Source organism: Actinocrispum wychmicini, assembly GCF_004345645.1.
GTDB lineage: Bacteria > Actinomycetota > Actinomycetes > Mycobacteriales > Pseudonocardiaceae > Kibdelosporangium > Kibdelosporangium wychmicini.
This window is the reverse complement of sequence record NZ_SLWS01000004.1, coordinates 455,066-473,012: the sequence shown is the minus strand read 5'-3', so window position 1 is coordinate 473,012 and position 17,947 is coordinate 455,066. Positions and strand designations below refer to the sequence as shown.

Genomic DNA, 17,947 nt, shown 5'->3' with positions numbered 1-17,947 from the left:
CCCACCGCACGGCCTGCCAGTCCGCGCGTGCGGTCAGGAGTGGGTCCAGCCCCACCCGGCGATGGGTCCAGCCATGTACCGGTGATCCGACGGTCTCCCTAGCGTCGACGCGCACGCGGCGCGACGGGCACCGCGCGGACACGAAAGAGCAGCCATTGTTCACACCAGCACCACCCGCCGCGTCACGTCACGTCCTGGAGGTGCGTGAGCTGACCGTGCGCTACGGCTCCCACATCGCCGTGGACCAGGTCGGCTTCCACGTCGAGCGCGGCGAGGTCGTCGGACTGCTCGGGCCGAACGGAGCCGGCAAGACCAGCACCCTCAGCGCGATCGAGGGACTGATCACCCCCGCCCACGGCACCATCACCGTCGACGGTGCCGACGTGGCCCGCCAGCCGATCGAGGCGAACGCACGGCTGGGCGTGCACCTGCAGGCGTCCAGCTTCCAGGCGGAGCTGTCGATCGAGCAGATCGTCCGGCTGTACGCGGGCCTCTACGGTGTGCGGCTGTCCCACGGCCAGATCACCGACCGGATGCGCGACATCGGGCTGGCCGGTGAGCTGGGCAAGCCATTCAAGAAGCTCTCCGGCGGGCAGCAGCAACGACTGTCCCTGTTCATCGCCGTGATCCACCAGCCCAGCCTGCTCCTGCTGGACGAGCCGACCGCCGGCCTGGATCCCCAGTCCCGCAGGCAGCTCTGGCAGCGCGTCGACCAGTTCCGCGCCGACGGCAGCGGCATCGTCCTCACCACGCACTCGATGGAGGAGGTCCAGGCGGTCTGCGACCGGATCGTGATCATCGACCACGGCCGCGTCCTCGCCACCGGCACACCCGCCGACCTGATCGCCGCCCACCGCGACGACCGCCGTGTCCGGGACCTCGCCCACGGCGAGGTCACCCTCGACGACGTGTTCATCGCACTGACAGGAGCACAGACCCGTGACTAGCACCGCGTCCGTCCGACCACCACTGGGCCTGGTTCTCGGGTCACTGCTGCGAGCCGACATCGCCGTGCTGCGCCGCAGCTGGCGGCAGCAGATGCTCAGCCTCGGCCTGCCGCTGGTCGTGCTCGGCGCCTCCTGGTTGCAACGCCACGGAAAGCCCCCGGACGTGGATTTCGCGGCGACCCTGGTGGGCATCGCCATCACCGCCGGGCCGCTCGCCGCCGGCGTCATGGGCTACCCGCTGATCATCGCCCGGGACCGGGAGAGCGGCGTGTTCCAACGCCTGCGCGTCACGCCCGCCCCGAACTGGACGATCATGGCCAGCCGACTCGTCCTACACCTGGTGGTGTACATCGTGGTCGCGGTGATCGTGGCGACCCTCGGTGCGATCGCGTACGGGCTCCCGCTCGGCGTCGTGCCGTACCTGCTACTGATCCCCGCCGCGATCATCGCGGGCGCGGTCTTCCTCAGCATCGGGCAGGCGATGGCCGGGCTGCTCACCTCCGCCACACTGATCAACGCGGTCGGCCGCGTCGTGCTCGTGGCCCTCTATCTCGTCGGTGGGCTCGGCCTGACCGGCGGTGCGGGCACCACGTTCGAGACCGTCGCGCGGTGGTCCCCGATGGGATCGACCGAGGAGCTGTTCCACGCCACCCTCGTCCACACGGGCTGGACCACCGCCGACACCCACGCCATGCTGGCCTGCCTCGGCTACATCCTGGTTTTCAGCATCCTGGGCATCCGCTGTTTCCGCTGGGACGCACGCTGATCGTGTCCTGAGCCCGACTGTCTCCTGTGGACCGACGGCCGCGCTCACCGACCTACCCGGCGTCGCCTGGGCAGACTCCCAGTTCGCCGTGAAGACTGTCAAGCGGTGACCGGAGCCTGGCCAACGCGATTCGGATCTGCGCGGCCTCGGGCACACCCAGCGACTCGTAGAGCGCCTGCGCCTGACCGAACAGGACGACAGCCTGGCCGGTGTCGTTGGTACGCAACAAGCTTCGCGCCTGCCCGGCCAGGGCGCGGGCTTCCTGTTTGGTGGCGCCGATGTCGCGGGCGACCGCGCCGGCCTGTCCAAAGTAGACGGCCGGATCGCCCGCGGCGGGGTGGTCCAGGGTCAGGTCGCCCAGGTTGTTGAGGGTCTCGGCGGTGCCGTCGGGGTCGCCGAGTCCGGCGTACAGCTCAAGCGCACGGGCGAAGTTCTCAGCCGCGGCCGCGTACCTGCCTCGTTGACGCCGCACGGTGCCGAGGTGCGTCAGTGCGGTGGCCTGCCCCCATCGATACCCCAACGCGTCGCACAACCGCAGGGCATGGGTCAGATCGAGGTCCGCCGCGTCGTACTCACCGCGCTGGCGCCGAACGCTGCCAAGACCGATCAGGGCGTTGGCCTGCCCTCTTCGGTCGCCCGACGCCGTGCACAACTCCAGGGCGCGGGTGAACTTGCCGGCAGCCTGCTCGTACTCACCGCGGAGGAAACGCACGCCGCCGAGGCCCATCAGGGCGTTGACCTGGCCGCGGCGATCACCCAGTGCGGCGTACAACTCCAGAGCGTGGGTGTAGTTGTCGGCAGCTTGCTCGTACTCGCCCCGTGGATACCCGACGGCACCGAGGTTGGTGAGGGCGGTGGCCTGACCTCTCCGGTCACCCAAGGTGACGTACAGCTTCAAGGCGAGGGCGTGGTTGTGGACCGCGGCGTCGTATTCGCCTTGCTGGCGTCGGACGTCGCCGAGGTTGTCGAGGGCGTTCGCCTGCCCCAGTCGGTCGTTCAGCTCGACGTACAGCTTCAAAGCCTGGGCGTGGCTGTGGACCGCGGCGTCGTACCGGCCTTGCAGGCGTTGCACGTCGCCGAGGTTGTCGAGGGCGTTCGCCTGCCCCAGTTGGTCGTTCAGTTCGGTGTACAGCCGCAGGGCACGAGAATGGGTGTCGGCCGCGGCGTCGTATTCGCTCTGTTGGTACTGCAGACGGCCGAGGTTGATGAGAGTGTTGGCCTGCCCCTGCCGGTCGCCGAGATGGACCGCCGCGGCGAGGGCGGTCTGGTGGATGTGCCGGGCTTGTCCGGTGTAGTCGTTGAGGCGCAGGAAAGGTTGCAGCGACGCGGCCAGGTGAATGACGTGATCCTTGGCTGCCGCGGCGTGCTGGACGCAGGCGGTCAAGGTGGGCAGTTCGGCGGTGAACCACGCCTGTGCGTCGGCACTGTCGGCCATCGGCGGCATGTCCGCCGGGGCGATGGTGACCTGGGGGCTCGTGGCAGTGTGATACGTGGGCAGGTATGTGTTGGCGGTTTGGGCCATGGCTCGGTAATAGGTCAGCACCCGGTGCAGGGCCTGCCGGCGGTCGTCAGGGTCAAGCTCGGTGGCCAGCGTGGTCGCGTAACTGCGGACCAGGTCGTGTAGTTGGTATCGGCCGGGGGCGGTTTCCTGGATCAGGTGGTACGTGTACAACGCTTCCAGCAGCCGTTGTACTTCTCGCACAGGGGCTTCGGCGAGGGCAGCGGCGGCATGGGCGTCGATCTCCGGCCCGGGATGGACGCCCAGCAACCGGAACAGGCGCTGCTGGGCGACGGGCAAGTGGCGCAACGACATCGTGAACGCGGCGCTCACCGATCGGTCGCCGGCCGCGAGGTGCTCAAGCCGTTCGTGTTCGCCGGCGAGCAGGTCGGCCAGGTACCGCGCGGTCCACCGCGGATGGGCGCGGAGTTGGGCGCCGGCCAGGGAGATCGCGAGCGGAAGACACCCGCACCGCGCGACGATCTCCGCCACAGCGTGCTCGTCGTGCCGGTCGCCGGCCAGTCGTTCCAGCAGGTTCACCGCCTGCGCCGGCTGCAGCACGTCCAGTGTCAGTGTCGACACGCCGTCCAGGGCGGGCAGGCGGTGCCGGCTGGTGACCAGGACCAGGCTGCCCGCCGGGCCCGGCAGCAGCGGCCGGACCTGGTCGTGGTCGGCGGCGTCGTCCAGGACCACGAGGATCTTCCGGCCCGCCGTCCGGTCCCGCCACAGCCTGGCCCGATCCTCCAGCTTGGGCGGGATCATCGTCGGGTCGACGCCGGCGGCCCGTAACAGCGAGTCCAGTGCCTCCACCGCGGCGACCGGTGTCCGGCCCGGCGTGTGGCCGTGCAACTCCACGAACAGCCGGCCGTCGGGAAACCGGTCGGCGAGGTGGTGTGCGGCATGAACGCTGAACACGGTCTTGCCGACGCCCGCCATGCCGTCCACGGCATGGATCGCGATCGCCCGCACCTCGCTGTCCAAGCCGTCCAGTGCCGCGGCCACCAGGCTGTGCAGCTCGTCTGTCCGCCCGGTAAACGTCGTGATGTCCGTTCGCATGCTGAACATCGCCGTCGGCACCGGTGTCCGGTGGATCGGCAGGGTCGTCAACCGGTCGATCTCGTCGAGCACCTCGGCCGACGGGACAACGTCGACAGTCGCCCGCATCCGCTGGGTCACCCGCGTGACCCAGCCACGGATCGCCGTGTGCCGGCCACTCCCAGCCAGACCTTGGGCGCCAAGCAACAGCAGTCCGTCGGTCGGCGTGCTGTTCTCGACCAGATCCGTCACCGTGCGGACGACCTGGGCGTGCTGTCCGGCGGCCAGTTCATGACGGAGCAGATCCTCGTACGTGGCAAGGCGTTCGGATTCGAGGATGTGCCGGCGGTGGTCGGCCCAATGACCGCTGACATCCGCCAACGCCGGTCCCCGCCACCGCGCCAGCGCCGCCCGCCACGCCGCCGGATCGTCGTCCCGCCGGGCGATCGCGGCCTCGGCGGCGAACTGGTGGTAGTCCACCCACGCCGGGTCGATGTCCAGCGTCCACGAACGGGTCGTCCGGTCGTAGCGCAGCCAGCCGGCCTGGCCACCCGCCTGTTTGATGGCCGCCCGGACGCGGCGCAGGTAGCTGCCGACGGTGTCGATGGACTTGTCGGACTGCTCGGACCCGGACCACAGGTGGTCCACCAGGGCCGAGACCGTGACCGGCGACCTAGCGTTGAGCGCGAGAATGGCGAGCACGCACCGCTCGGCGGACCGCCGTGGCCGCAGCACACCGTTCTCGCCGTGGATCTCCACGTTGCCCAGCAACCGAATCTCCACCTTCGCAGTGTTCCAGTGATCGACTGGTGAGGGGAAGACGGCATTTTCACCCGTTCGGCCGCGTGCTGTCCCACATGGTGTCCCGTTCGGTGTCCTGTTTCGTCTGCGACGCTCCCGATCTGCCAGATCAACATCCTGATTGGGAGCTGTCTGTGAAGAGACGGATACTCGGCCTTGTCGCCGCGGTGACCATCGGCGCGACCGCGTTGGGTGGCGCCCCGGCATCCGCTTCGACCGTCAAGCCCGCCGTGGACCCCGGCACGGTCGTCACGATCATCAAGGGCGCCTACGACATCTACAAGTCGTTCACCTCGGGTGGCACGTCCATCCAGGCGGCCACCGCCCAGATCCTCGCCGCCATCAACAGTGCCAAGACCGACATCATCAACCACATCGACGCGATCGCCACCGCCGAGGCCAAGGCGTGCGCCCAGGACGCCGTCGTCGACTTCCCCAACTTCGAGTTCCTGAGCCCGGACAACAAGCAGGTGTTCGCGCTGAACACCACGCACTGCGTCAACCTGATCGACAGCCTGCTCACCGCGGTGAGCAGCAAGGCGTCGATCGACCAGCTCGGGTTCGCGCTGAACTCGATCGGCCCGATCGCGCTGATCACGCGCAGCCGCAGCGGCATCCCCAACACCAGCCTGACTCCCGTGCTGGTGCACAGCAACCGGCAGGTCCAGTCCCTGCTGGCGCCGACCTGCCGGCCGGTCACCATCGAGCGCCGCACCGAATGGGTCTGCAACGCCTACAACGGCGACCAGTTCGGCCCGGACGTCCCGGTGGGCGTCGTCCAGGCCAAGGCGGGCGCACGCACCAGCTGGGCCGTGGCCCAGGCTGTCCTGCCCACCCTCACCACGCTGTGAAGCGCTGAGCGAACCGCAGCCGGGAGGCGACCCCTCCCGGCTGTCCTGTTTGGACGGTCACGGATCTCCCGGCGGACGCGTCTCCGGCCGGTAGCAGGCAAGTGCCCGGCGGCGCCACTCAGCCGGCGAGAGACCGGCGAAGCGCCCAGGGTCAAGCGGACCGACCGCGGCGCGTTGGTCGAACATCAAGGCCACCAAGGTATGTGCGGCACCAGCCGCGTGGGTGACCCATACCGCTTCGGCCGCCCACAGCCCGTCGACGCCGCCCAACGGCCCGAGCAGGGGGGCCTTGTCCGGGGTGATCGACTGAACGCCGTTGAGTCGTTCGACCGGGTCCCACCGGTGCTCAGAGGGCAGCAGCGCCAGTGCCCTGGCGACGGCCCGGTCGAGTTCCCCACCTGGCCATGGCAGCTCCGCTTGGTCGACGCACGACGGCGTCGGTGGATCGTGGTCGGACGTGCCCAGGCCGTCCCGGTCGCCGTGATCACGCGCGTAGACGCCGTGCTCCGGCCAACGCACGAGCGGAGTCGCCAGCCCCCAAGCCGCTCGCCGTCGGCTGTACACGTACGGATGCGCGATCGGGACAAGAGGCAGCGAGACGCCGACCAGGTCGGCCACTGCCGGTCCCCAGAAGCCGCAGGCGATGATCACGTCGTCGGCGCCAAGGACGTCGTCGGCCGTACGCACCGCGGTCAACCGGTTTCCGCGCACGTCGAAGCCGAGGACGTTGGCGTTCGGGACAAAGCGCACCCCGGTCGCCTCCGCGTCCGCTCGCAACGCCGCCGTGATCACCCTCGCGTCGGCCGCACCGTCCCACGGCAGATGAAGCGCCGCCTCGACCCGCGCCTGAGCCACCAGACGCGGAGCCATCCGCGCGGCTTGCCCAACGGTCACCAGGGCTGCCGGGACGTCATGGTCGGCCGCTGCCTCCGCGCGCCGGGCCAACCGGTCCGCGGTTTGCGTCGTCGACGCCAGTTCCAGCGCGCCGACCTGATGGAAGGCGGGCGGATGCCGGCGGGCCAGGTCGCGGTAGACCGCGACGCTCATGCGTGCCAGCTCGGTCAGTACCGGGTTCTCGGCGAGGACGCCGACGAAACCCGGTGCGTGGCCGGTGGATCCGGGCAACCGACCACGTGCGGCACGGTCGACGACGGTGACCGCGCAGTCTCGCCGGCCACCGAGCCGCTCGGCGACGGCCGTGCCAACGATGCCGGCGCCTATTACCACGATCCGACGCACCGCGGCCACGTTCAGCTCCACCTCTCCACCGCGGGGGCAACAGTTTCCGACGTGCTCCTTTCCGACGAACAATCGTGGACGGCCGGCCGTGATCACGTCAACAAATGATCAGACGCGCGACATATCGGGTCGAGACAATCGTAGCGATGATCCGCATCCCAGTCTTGCCTTTGATCTCCGCCCGTGCCAAGTTGTTGAAGCAAGCCCGCGACGCCGCGTGCACCTGGGGAGACATACCGCACGCCCAAGGGGGGAGTCACAGTATTGGGTTTGGATGACGCCAAGACGCCGAACGTTACCAGCGAAAACGTTCGCACGATCGGCGACGAGGGGGTGTTCGGCACAGTCGGCGTGGGGTTCGGACCGGCCAACATCGCGCTGGCCGTCGCCCACGCCGAGTGCTCCAGCCAGCGCTCACTCGCCTTCGTCGAGGCCAACGCGGGGCCGGTGTGGCAGCCGGGCATGATCATCGACGGCTCGGACATCCAACACAACCCGCTCCGCGACTTCATCACCCCGAAGAACCCGCGAAGTCCCTATGGATATCTCAGCTTCCTCAAGAGCCAGGACCGCCTGTTCAATTTCCTGAACCTCGACGCGCCCTATCCGCCGCGGTCGGACTACGCCCAGTACGTCAACTGGGTCGCCGGTCACTTCGCCGACAAAGTCCGCTACTCGCAGACGGTGGCCACAATTTCGCTGGCCGACGAATGGGACGCGGCGACCGGCCGGCGCCTGATCGAGGTGCGGACCGACGCGGGCACGCTGGTCGGCCGTTCACTTTCGTTCGCGCCCGGCCGGTCGAAGAACATTCCACCGGTCTTCCACCCGGTTCTCGGCGACCGGGTGTTCCATTTCACCGACTACACGGGCCAACGGGACAAATGGAAGGCCAACGGCGCGCCCGGCGCGGTCGCGGTGATCGGGTCGAGCCAGAGCGCGGTGGAGATCCTGCTCGACCTGCACGCGACCCTGCCGCAGACGACGTTGCACAGCGTGTTCCGCAACTTCAGCTACGTGCTGAAGGACACCAGTCCCTTCACCGAGGACCTGCTGTACCCGTCGCACACGGACTACTTCTTCAACGCGTCACCGGAGTCGAAGCGGCGCCTGACCGAGCAGGTCCTGCGCAGCAACTACGGTTCGGTCGACCACGACATCCTCAAGAAGCTGTACTTCTCGCTCTACGAGAACCGGGTGCACGGCGACGAGTCGATCGTGCTCCGCAACAACTGTCACGTGTCCGAGGTGGTGCAGGACAACGACGGCATCACCCTGGCATTGCGCGACGAGCACACCGGACTCATGAGTGACCTGCGGGTGGACGCCGTCGTGTTGGCGACCGGGTTCCGCAACTTCGGTGTCGCGGAGAACGAGGAACTCTGCCACCCGTTGTTGGTCGACGTGGCCGCGCACTACGAGAAGAACGCGGACGGAACGCTTCGGGTGTCCCGCGGCTACCAGTTGATCCCGGCCGACGGCGACCCGACACTGCCGCCGGTCTTCCTGAACGGCCTCTGCGAGTCGACGCACGGACTCGGCGACGCGGGCTCGTTCAGCCTGCTTTCCTACCGTGCCTTCGACATCGAGCGCGCCCTGACGGCGTGCCTGTGACCTGGTCCGCGGTCCAACGCCGGCTGAGTTCCCCCTTCGGAGCATCATGCACGTAGCGCAGTTCAACATCTCGCGGGAACGCAACCCGCTGGACCACCCCGACATGGCGGACTTCGTCCGCCGGCTGGACGTGGTCAACGCGGCGGCTGACGGGTGGGCGGGTTTCGTCTGGCGGCTGCACGACGAGAGCGGCAACGCCACAGCCATTCGGGCGTTCGAGGACAAGACCATCATCTTCAACCTCTCGGTGTGGCGTTCGGTGCCGGAGCTGAAGGAGTTCGTGTACCGCTCAAGCCACTACGACGTGCTCAAGCGACGACTGGAGTGGTTTCACCGGATCGTGGAGCCGAGCTACGTGTTGTGGTTGGTCGACGACGACCACCGGCCGTCGGTGGACGAGGCCAAGCAGCGCTTGGCCCATCTGCGCGAACACGGTCCCAGCGACCACGCTTTCACGTTCGACTCGGTGCCCGGCGGGAGTGTGCCGTGAACACGTATCTGACCGAGCGGTACGCGACCCGCGACCCGGACAGGATCCTGGCGTTCGTCGCGGAGTTCCCGTTCGCCACGCTGATCCCGCAGGGCGAGGTGCGCGGTGCCCTGCCGTCACTCCCGGTGTTGTTGGACGTGCGAGCCGGCTCGCGGATCGTGTTCTACGGCCACCTGGACCGCGAGAACCCGTTCGCGGTGCGGTTGGACCGCAGCCGGGTGACCGCGCTCTTCCAGGGGCCGAACGGCTACATCTCGCCGCGGGACTACGTCTCACGGCAGTTCCCGACCTGGAACTACGCGGTGGCCCAGGTGACCGGCGTCTGCCGGCTCGTCGACGAGCCCGACCGGAAGCTGGCCTACATGATCCGGATGGTCGAGGACCTGGAGCGGCACAACGGTTCGGACTACCGGCTGGACGGATCCGACAACCGGGTCCGCCGGCAGATCGACCTGGTGACCTTCTTCCAGCTCGAGGTCGACTCGGTGCACGGCACGTTCAAGTTCGCCCAGGAGAAGACCGTCGAGGACCGCGTCCGAGCACGCGACAGACTCATTGACAAGTTGCACAGCGGCCAGAGCCGGGCGATACCCGTGCTCGCCGACCTGGACCCAGGAGAGCGGCCATGACGCACGCGACAGCGCCCGAGCGGCATAGTGCGGTGCACGACACCGTGCTCGGCGCCATCGGCAACACCCCGATCGTGCGGCTGAACCGGGTGACCGAGGACGTCGACGCCGAGGTGTACGCCAAGCTGGAGTTCACCAACCCGGCGGGCTCGGTCAAGGACCGGATCGGATTCTGGCTGATCGAGGACGCCGAGCGGCGCGGTGTGCTGCGGCCCGGCGGGCTCGTGGTCGAGGGCACCGGCGGCAACACCGGGATCGGTCTGGCGATGGCCGCGGCCGTCAAGGGCTACCAGTGCGTCTGCACCGTGCCGGACAAGATGTCCGAAGGGAAGATCAAGACGCTCCGGGCGTTCGGCGCCGAGGTCGTGGTCACGCCGACGGTGCCGCCCGAGGACTCCCGGAACTACTGCAACGAGGCGCGGCGGATCGCGGCACGCGAACCCAACGCCGTCTACATCGACCAGTACAACAACCTCGCCAACCGCGAGTACCACTATCTGCACACGGGTCCGGAGATCGCGCGTCAACTGCCGGACGTCGACGTGCTCGTCGCCGGGCTCGGTACCGGCGGGACGCTGTGCGGCACCGGGAAGTTCCTCAAGGAACACCGGCCAGGACTGCGGGTGATCGGCGTCGATCCGGTCGGCTCGATCCTGTACGACGCGTACAAGCACGGTAGGCGGGTACCGCCGGCGCCGTACCTCATCGAGGGCATCGGCAAGGACTGCGTTCCGGCGAACATCGACTTCGACCTGATCGACGACGTGGTCCAGGTGGCGGACCGGGAGAGCTTCGCCATGACCCGCCGGATCCTCAAGCAGGAAGGCATCTTCGCCGGGGTCTCGTCCGGCAGCGTCACGGTCGGCGCGCTGCGCTGGATCGTCGAGGGCGACTCGGACCTGGCCGGCAAGAAGGTGCTGGTGATCTTCCCGGACAGCGGCAGCCGGTACGTCAGCAAGGTCTACGACGACGAGTGGATGAGCGCGAACGGGCTGCTGGACGACGAGCCGAACGGAGGCGTCGCACGATCATGACCTGGGACAGCGTGGACCGGGTCGGCCCGATCGACCGGGCCGACTTCTACGGCGGGTTCGTCGCCAAGGGCCGGCCGGTGGTGATGGAGAAGCTGACCGCGGAATGGCGGGCGCTGGAGTGGGGTCCGGACTTCTTCCGCCGGATCGGACACTCGACGCGTCTCGCGATCAAACAGGGTGACGTCGCCGACGGGCGGCGGGAAAGCCTGCCACTGGCCGACTACATCGACGCGCTGGTCGAACACGAGGCGCGGGTCCAGGCAGGGCAACCGGTTCAGCGACCGGGCTACCTGCACGACGTGCCGTTGTTCCGGTTCTTCCCGGCTCTGCTGGCCGATGTCACGCCGTTCCCGCTGCACCTGCTCCCGGACTGGTACCGGCCGAACTGGTCGGAGTACACCCAGCACTTCATGGGGCCGACCGGAAGCGTCACGCCACTGCACTTCGACACGCTGCTGACCAACAACCTGTTCTTCCACCTGTCCGGGCGCAAACAGTTCACGCTGATCCCGGCCGAGCAACGGGATCTGTGCTACCCACGCGGCTGGCGGTGGGCCAGGTTCGATCCGACCGCTCCGGACTTCGAAACGTTCCCGCTGGCCGCGCAGGTGTCACCGGTGACGGTCGTGCTGGAGCCGGGCGACGTGCTCTACATGCCGCCGGGCACGCTCCACCACGTGGCCAACCTCAGCCTGTCGGTCTCGTTCAACATCGACTGGCACACCGCCGACAGCGCCCGCCGCGGCCTGGCGAGCGTGCTGCATGGGGCGCCGTGGAAGAACGGCTACTACAACCTACTGTCCTACCTCGGCCTCAGACTTGGCGTCCCGGAGCGGCTCGTTTTCCGTTTCTACCGTTCGTATCTCACGTATGTCAGCTGACGCCCGCGTGTTCCGGAGGGGAGGACGATCACTGTGGCTCGATCCGACGTGAGCTTCACCAGGCCTGTCACCGTCGTGGCCGACGGTTCGGAGCTGGAATCGGAGGTGCGTTCCTACAGCCGCGCCTGGCCGACGACATTCGCCACCGCGGGCGGCGACCGGCTGCGTTCCGCCGACGGTAAGTCCTATTTGGACTTCTTCACCGGCGCGGGCGCGCTCAACTACGGACACGACAACCCAGCGCTGCGCGAACCGCTGGTCGAATACCTGACCGGCGGTGGGCTGGTGCACAGCCTGGACATGATGACCGAGGCGAAAGCCGCGTTCCTGCGCGTGTTGCGGGACATCGTGCTCGCTCCGCGCGGACTGGACTATCGCGTACAGTTCACCGGGCCGACAGGCGCCAACTCCGTCGAAGCCGCCCTGAAGCTGGCCCGCAAGGTGACCGGCCGGCACACCGCGGTCGCGTTCACCCGTTCGTTCCACGGCATGAGCCTCGGCGCGTTGGCGGTCACCGCCAACAGCGACAAGCGCGCGGGTGCGGGCGTGCCGCTCGACCACGTGCTTCGGTTGCCCTACGAGGGTTTCGGACGCCATGGTGTGTCCGGTTTGGACCTGTTGGAGGACCTGCTCGCCGATCCGGGCAGCGGAGTCGACATGCCCGCCGGCGTGATCGTGGAGACCGTGCAGGGTGAAGGCGGGGTCAACACGGCCAGCGCGGCGTGGATGCGACGGCTGGCGAGCCTGTGCGCCCGGTTCGAGGTCGTGCTGATCGTCGACGACATCCAGGCGGGCTGCGGCCGGACCGGCCCGTTCTTCAGTTTCGAGTACGCCGGCATCACCCCCGACATCGTGTGCCTGTCCAAGTCGCTCAGCGGGTTCGGCCTGCCGATGGCGATCACGCTGTTCCGGCGCGAGCTGGACGTGTGGAGCCCCGGCGAACACAACGGCACGTTCCGCGGCAGCAACCCCGCGTTCGTCACGGCGACGGCCGCACTGCGCGAGTACTGGTCGGACGAACGGCTGCGGCACAGCACCGAGCAGAAAGGCGCGGTGGTGACCGACAACCTCACCACCCTCTGCCACCGGCACGTGGCCGCTGGTGCGGTCCATCGCGGCCGCGGCTTGTTCCACGGTGTCGAGTTCGCCGAACCCGGACTGGCCGCGAACGTCTGCCGGGCCGCGTTCGACCGCGGTCTGCTGGTCGAGACGTCGGGTCCGCGCGACGAGGTCGTCAAGCTCCTGCCGTCGTTGCTGATCTCCCAGGAGAACCTCGCCGAGGGACTGCACATCCTGGACGCTGCCGTCGCCGCGGCGACGGCGGCGTAGAAACGGTCGGAGGTCCCGATGTCACATACCGCTCGTGGGGTTTACCCGGTCATCGGCTACGCGTTCATGACGGCGGTCGTCAACGTGTACGCCGGCGCGGTCTTCCAGACGCTCAGCCCGGTCACCATCGCCGCGATCTCGTTCACGCTGGCCGGCTTGGTGTTCCTCACCCTCGGTACGATTCGGCTGGGCCCCGGCGTCCTCGACCCGCTGCGCAGCCATCCCCGTGAAGTGCTCGCGCTGAACGTGACGACCGCCGCCGCCTGGTTGACCGTGCTGTTCTCGCTGAAGTACCTGGAACCCGCGGTCGTCGGCGTGATCAGCCTCGCCGTCACCCCGGTGTTCCTCGCGCTGGCCGGCACCTGGCTGCGCCGCGGGCACCCGGTGGTCCTGGCCGAGATCGGCGCGTCGGTCGGCATCTTCGCCTTGATCGTCGTGCTGACCTGGGGTTCGGTGACCGGGCACAGCGCGGTCGGCGACATCGGGTTCCGCAGCGCGGTGGTGGGGGTCGCCCTCGCCGTGGTGTCCGGCCTGGCGTCCGCCGGGAACATCGTGTTCTCCAAGCGACTGAGCGAGAACGGGTACTCCCCCAGTTCGGTGATGTCGGTGCGGTTCTTCCTGATGATCGTGGTGAGCTGGGCCGCGGTGGGGGTGACACCCCGGCCGGCGGTGGTCGAGTCGCTCGGCCCCGGCCTCGTGCTCGCCGTCATCTCCGTGGTCGTGCCGCTGTACCTGTTGCAGATCAGCGTCAAGCACGTCGAGCCGACCACTGTGTCCCTGCTGATCTGCCTCGGCCCGGCGTTCACCATCGGCCTGGAGTCCCTGGATCCACGGCTGCACGTCGCTCCCCTGTCCCTGCTGGCCGTGCTCGGCATCACCGTCCTGGTCGCAGTGGGAGTGCTGGCCCGTCACCGCGCGGAGATCCGCGCCCGGCCGCGCCGAGTCGCCGTTGTCGACGCCTACTCCACCGCCAGCCATCTGCCGGCGGCACTGGCCGCCCAAGACGCCGAATGCGTGCACGTGCGGTCACCCCGACCGGACGTGCACCTGACGTTGACCGCGGCTGGTTTCGCGGCCGACGTCCAGCATGACGGCGACATCACGGCCACCGCGGCGGCGTTGCGCAGGCTTCGCGTCAGCCAGGTCATCGCGGGCGCGGAGTCCGGCGTCCTGCTGGCCGACCACCTGTCCGCCGAGTTGGGCACGCCGGGCAACGGGATGAGCCGTCCCGCGGCCCGTCGGAACAAGCACGACATGGTGTTGGCTCTGCGTGACGCCGGCCTGGCGCACGCGGCCACGATCGTGTCCGCCGACGTCGACGAGCTGATCGCGTGGGCGCGGACCGAGAACGGCTGGCCTGTCGTGCTGAAACCGGTGGCCAGCGCGGGCACCGACAACGTCGTAGTCTGTTCCGGACCGGACGAGGTCCGCGAGGTGCACCAGCGGATCATGGCCAGCGCGGACCGCTACGGGCAGGCCAACACCGCGGTGCTCGCGCAGGAGTTCCTGGCCGGCGACGAGTACTTCGTCAACACGGTGAGCCGCGAGGGCCGGCATCACACCGCGGAGATCTGGCGGTACTACAAGCGACGGCTGCCCGACGGGCACGTCATCTTCGACTACCACGAACCGCAGTCACCGGACGATCCAGACGCCGTGCGCGTCGAGCGGTACACCCACCAGGTGCTGGACGCGCTGCAGATCCGCAACGGCGCGGGGCACACCGAGGTGATGCTGACCGAACGCGGGCCGGTGCTGGTGGAATGCGGCGCCCGCCTCGGCGGCGGACAGGTGCCGGAGATCAACGTCCGTTGTCTCGGCACCAGCCAGGTCGACCTGCTGGCGCTGGCCGCGGCGAAACCCGCTGAGTTCGACCGTCTCCCCCGCACCGCGTACCGGCTGCTGCAACGACCGCGGCACGTGTCGTTGATCAACCCCATCGACCACGGCGTGATGCCCGCCGACGAGGCTCTCGCCGCGCTGCGCGCACTGCCGTCATACGCTTACATGGTGATGGCACACCCGCCCGGGCATCCACTGACACGCACCATCGACGTCGTCACGTCACCCGGGTTCGTCTACCTGATCTCGGACGACCCGGACCAGGTCCTGGCCGACTACCACCAGCTGCGGCAGATCGAACACCGCCTCTACGACCGCAGCGCACCAGCGATGCGCCGATGACCACGGAAGTCGACGTGCGCGCCGCGCTCGCCCGACTCGGGATCGACGAACCGGTGCGCGCCGACCTGGCGGGACTGCGGACTGTACACCGCGCCTGGTCGAGCACGGTGCCCTACGAGAACATCGACATCCAACTCGGCCGCCCGGTGTCCCTCGCGCCGGACGAACTGATCGACAAGCTCATCACCCGGCGTCGCGGCGGGTTCTGCTACGAACTGAACGCCATGCTGGCGCTGGTCCTGCGAGCACTCGGCTTCTCGGTCATGGTCGTCGAGGCCGCGGTTGACCGGGAGATCCGCGGTGAATCCGCTTGGCGCAACCACATGCCGCTGCTGGTCGACCTGGCCGGCGAACGGTGGATCGCCGACGTCGGCCTGATGGACGGATTCCTGCTGCCGGTCCCGCTGCGGCCGGGCGTGCACCGACAGAGCCGGTTCTCCTACGAGGTGCGGCACCTCGGCGACGACCTGTGGCAGTTCCGCCACCACCCGAACAGCGCTTTCACGTCCTTCGACCTGCGGTGCGCGCCGCTGGAGGTGGCGGACTTCGTCGAAGCGTGCGCGTGGCGGGTGGACTCGCCGGACTCCATGTTCGTCCAGACCCTGCTGGCCGGGCGAACCGAGGTTGATCGCACCGCGGTGCTCCGGGCTCGGACGCTCACCCACGCCGGCCCCGCGGTCCCCTATGGACAGCACCGGCGGGTACTCGACTCGATGGACGACCTCGCCGACGTCCTGGCCAACGAGTTTCTTATTCCGCTCGACGGCATCGACGTCGCCGGCCTGTGGGACAACGCCTGTCGTCAGCACGAAACCTGGCTGGCCGACGCAGCCCGTTCCTGAGGCGTCCGCGAGCTCACCGCGTAGGCCACCCGTCCGCCGCGAGACCTTCAGCGATGAGGTCCTGTTCAGCGGTCAAGGCGAGCGCGCCTGCCTCAAGCGGTGTCGCGCCGGTCACCGCGAGCATTCCCCAGCGTCCGGGAACCGTGGCGATGAGTTCGCGGCGGGTGCCGCCGGCCGGCTTGGTCGACAGGTGGTGCTGGACAGCGGACGGGGTGGCCGAGGCGGCCGGCCGGAAGACTCGTGTCGCGGCTCCGGCGCTGGTGTCGATGGGGTGCCGGGCCATGAACTCGCGCAGGAGCACCGCTCCGGTCAGCTTGGCGTTGATGTCCTGAATCGCGACGACGACCGTGTCCTCGAACCTGCCGCCCAGGGTGCCGACGGCGAAGTCGATGCCCGCCTGGACCAGTCCATGGTGGCGCAGCCGACCGGTCAGCGCGGCCATCTCGGCGCGGATCTCGTCGTACGCGGCGCGACCCAGCCCGAGCGCCTGCCAGCCTGGGCGGTCGACGTAGATGTTGCCCTTCCAGGACGGTCCGCGCATGAACTGCAGCGTCAGACCGTCCAGCACACTGCCGTCCCGGAGATGGGTTGACGGAGCCACCGGGATCCGCTCGCCGTTGACGTCCCGTTGCAAGTAGGTGACGTGTGCCTCGATGACCTGGTCGCCGCCTGACGTCCAGGCGCGGGAGGCGAGTTCCGCGAGGCGGGCATGGTCGGCGAGGTCGATGCCGACGACAATCCGTCCGCCGTCGCCCCCCTCGGACGGTTTCAGACACGCCTGTGTCAGGCCGTAGCGCTCGCTCAACAGCTTTCCGGCGCGCAAGAAGTCCTGGTGGAAGGCGTCGCGGCCGGAGTGCCGGGTGACCGTGTAACCCGGGAGGACCGCGAGTGGTTCGCCCAGGATCCGAAAGGCGTCGCTTGCTCGGCGCTCCAGGTCAAGTGCCCGCGTCGGGTCAGCAGTCGGGTCGACGTCGACCGCCAGCGCCGCCTCGACGGTGGGGTGCAGCGTTCCCTTGCGGTTCCACGCCACGAGGCGGGGGTCGTTGGCGTCGACGCGGACCCGGTGGACTCCTGCTCGTCGCGCCAGCCACGCGACCAGCAGTTGCAACTCCGGCTCGAAGTCGTACACCGAAAGCACCGTCGCCCGACGTTCACGCAGCCAGGCGATCAGCCGAGCCAGAACAGGATCCCGCTCACCCCGGTTGACGGCTCGGTGCAGCAAAGCGTGGGACATGTAGTAGTGATCCGTGTCGTCCAAGGCGAGTCGCTCGACGCCGGGCGCAGTGGGGGCGAGCCGCCACGGCCGCAGCCGGCCGACGGCCAGATCGCCGGGGCGGGCCAGGTAGAGCGCACGGGTCTCGGTGTAGGTGGTGATGTCAACCGGAACCCGTCCCTCCGCCATGGCCGCGAGATCGGTCTCGAAGCCGCGCGTGGTCGGCGTGGTGGAATGGAGGATGATCCGCCGCTCGGGCCCATCCGCGGAGCCGATCTCGGCGTGGTCCAGTGCGACGTCCGGCACGTCCGCCGGCTCGATCGCGAGCAGCGTGCGGCACGCACCGGCGAAGTCGGCCTGACTCAGGCGAAGTGGACCGGCATAGCTGGTCCACGGGATCGACCTGCCCTCGTCCACAACGACCCATTCGTGTGACTCGCCGGTCAATGGATGGAGTGACGAGCGCGCGACGCGCCGACAGTCGATCATCTAGCAGGCCCACGCGAGGTAGACCGAGCGGCCGGCCACGCTGGCATATCTTCAACTTATCAGCAGCGGTGCGACCGGCCCGCTCTCGCGCGAAAGAACACTCCA

Annotated in this window: 14 protein-coding genes; 11 read left to right on the top strand and 3 right to left on the bottom strand. The window is 68.7% G+C overall.

Translation table 11 applies throughout. The features are described from left to right. Positions 1-155 precede the first annotated feature (155 nt). A complete protein-coding gene (locus EV192_RS20205; RefSeq protein WP_165960507.1) occupies positions 156-947 on the top strand; it encodes an ABC transporter ATP-binding protein in 792 nt (263 codons plus the stop codon). Beyond that, positions 940-1,713, top strand: a complete 774-nt coding sequence (locus tag EV192_RS20200) for an ABC transporter permease (RefSeq protein WP_132117549.1) — start codon at positions 940-942, stop codon at positions 1,711-1,713. Before EV192_RS20205 ends, EV192_RS20200 begins: the two co-directional genes overlap by 8 nt. 52 nt (positions 1,714-1,765) lie before the next feature. On the opposite strand, the gene EV192_RS20195 is transcribed toward EV192_RS20200, so the two are convergent. Further along, positions 1,766-5,029 carry an AfsR/SARP family transcriptional regulator gene (locus tag EV192_RS20195; protein WP_165960506.1) on the bottom strand — a complete coding sequence of 1,088 codons (3,264 nt, stop codon included), beginning with the start codon at positions 5,027-5,029 and terminating at the stop codon, positions 1,766-1,768. A gap of 152 nt (positions 5,030-5,181) precedes the next feature. Here EV192_RS20195 and EV192_RS20190 point away from each other — a divergent pair, with 152 nt between their 5' ends. Next, a complete protein-coding gene (locus EV192_RS20190) occupies positions 5,182-5,898 on the top strand; it encodes a hypothetical protein (RefSeq protein ID WP_132117545.1) in 717 nt (238 codons plus the stop codon). Positions 5,899-5,955: 57 nt separating this feature from the next. On the opposite strand, the gene EV192_RS20185 is transcribed toward EV192_RS20190, so the two are convergent. Then, positions 5,956-7,158, bottom strand: a complete 1,203-nt coding sequence (locus tag EV192_RS20185; RefSeq protein ID WP_207926146.1) for an NAD(P)/FAD-dependent oxidoreductase — start codon at positions 7,156-7,158, stop codon at positions 5,956-5,958. Positions 7,159-7,407: 249 nt separating this feature from the next. Here EV192_RS20185 and EV192_RS20180 point away from each other — a divergent pair, with 249 nt between their 5' ends. Genes EV192_RS20180 through EV192_RS20145 form a run of 8 tightly spaced genes read left to right on the top strand, consistent with a single transcriptional unit; the run spans position 7,408 to position 16,140 of the window. Continuing rightward, positions 7,408-8,751, top strand: coding sequence for a SidA/IucD/PvdA family monooxygenase (locus EV192_RS20180; RefSeq protein ID WP_165960505.1), 1,344 nt, complete (start codon positions 7,408-7,410; stop codon positions 8,749-8,751). Between the two features lie 46 nt (positions 8,752-8,797). Further along, positions 8,798-9,241 carry a DUF3291 domain-containing protein gene (locus EV192_RS20175; protein WP_132117541.1) on the top strand — a complete coding sequence of 148 codons (444 nt, stop codon included), beginning with the start codon at positions 8,798-8,800 and terminating at the stop codon, positions 9,239-9,241. Beyond that, a complete protein-coding gene (locus tag EV192_RS20170) occupies positions 9,238-9,870 on the top strand; it encodes an FMN-binding negative transcriptional regulator (RefSeq protein WP_165960504.1) in 633 nt (210 codons plus the stop codon). The genes EV192_RS20175 and EV192_RS20170 overlap by 4 nt, the downstream gene beginning before the upstream one ends. Then, positions 9,867-10,904 (top strand): PLP-dependent cysteine synthase family protein, encoded by a 1,038-nt coding sequence (locus EV192_RS20165; RefSeq protein WP_132117537.1) that lies wholly within the window; start codon positions 9,867-9,869, stop codon positions 10,902-10,904. Before EV192_RS20170 ends, EV192_RS20165 begins: the two co-directional genes overlap by 4 nt. Beyond that, a complete protein-coding gene (locus EV192_RS20160; RefSeq protein WP_132117535.1) occupies positions 10,901-11,785 on the top strand; it encodes a cupin-like domain-containing protein in 885 nt (294 codons plus the stop codon). Before EV192_RS20165 ends, EV192_RS20160 begins: the two co-directional genes overlap by 4 nt. Positions 11,786-11,818: 33 nt before the next feature. Further along, positions 11,819-13,114, top strand: coding sequence for a diaminobutyrate--2-oxoglutarate transaminase (gene ectB, locus EV192_RS20155; protein ID WP_165960503.1), 1,296 nt, complete (start codon positions 11,819-11,821; stop codon positions 13,112-13,114). 18 nt (positions 13,115-13,132) lie between these two features. Next, the gene (locus EV192_RS20150) at positions 13,133-15,298 is read left to right on the top strand and encodes an EamA family transporter (RefSeq protein WP_132117533.1); all 2,166 of its coding nucleotides are present in this window, start codon (positions 13,133-13,135) and stop codon (positions 15,296-15,298) included. Next, positions 15,295-16,140 (top strand): arylamine N-acetyltransferase family protein, encoded by an 846-nt coding sequence (locus EV192_RS20145; RefSeq protein WP_132117531.1) that lies wholly within the window; start codon positions 15,295-15,297, stop codon positions 16,138-16,140. The genes EV192_RS20150 and EV192_RS20145 overlap by 4 nt, the downstream gene beginning before the upstream one ends. 13 nt (positions 16,141-16,153) lie before the next feature. On the opposite strand, the gene EV192_RS20140 is transcribed toward EV192_RS20145, so the two are convergent. Further along, positions 16,154-17,800, bottom strand: a complete 1,647-nt coding sequence (locus tag EV192_RS20140) for a hypothetical protein (RefSeq protein WP_132117529.1) — start codon at positions 17,798-17,800, stop codon at positions 16,154-16,156. Positions 17,801-17,947 lie beyond the last annotated feature (147 nt).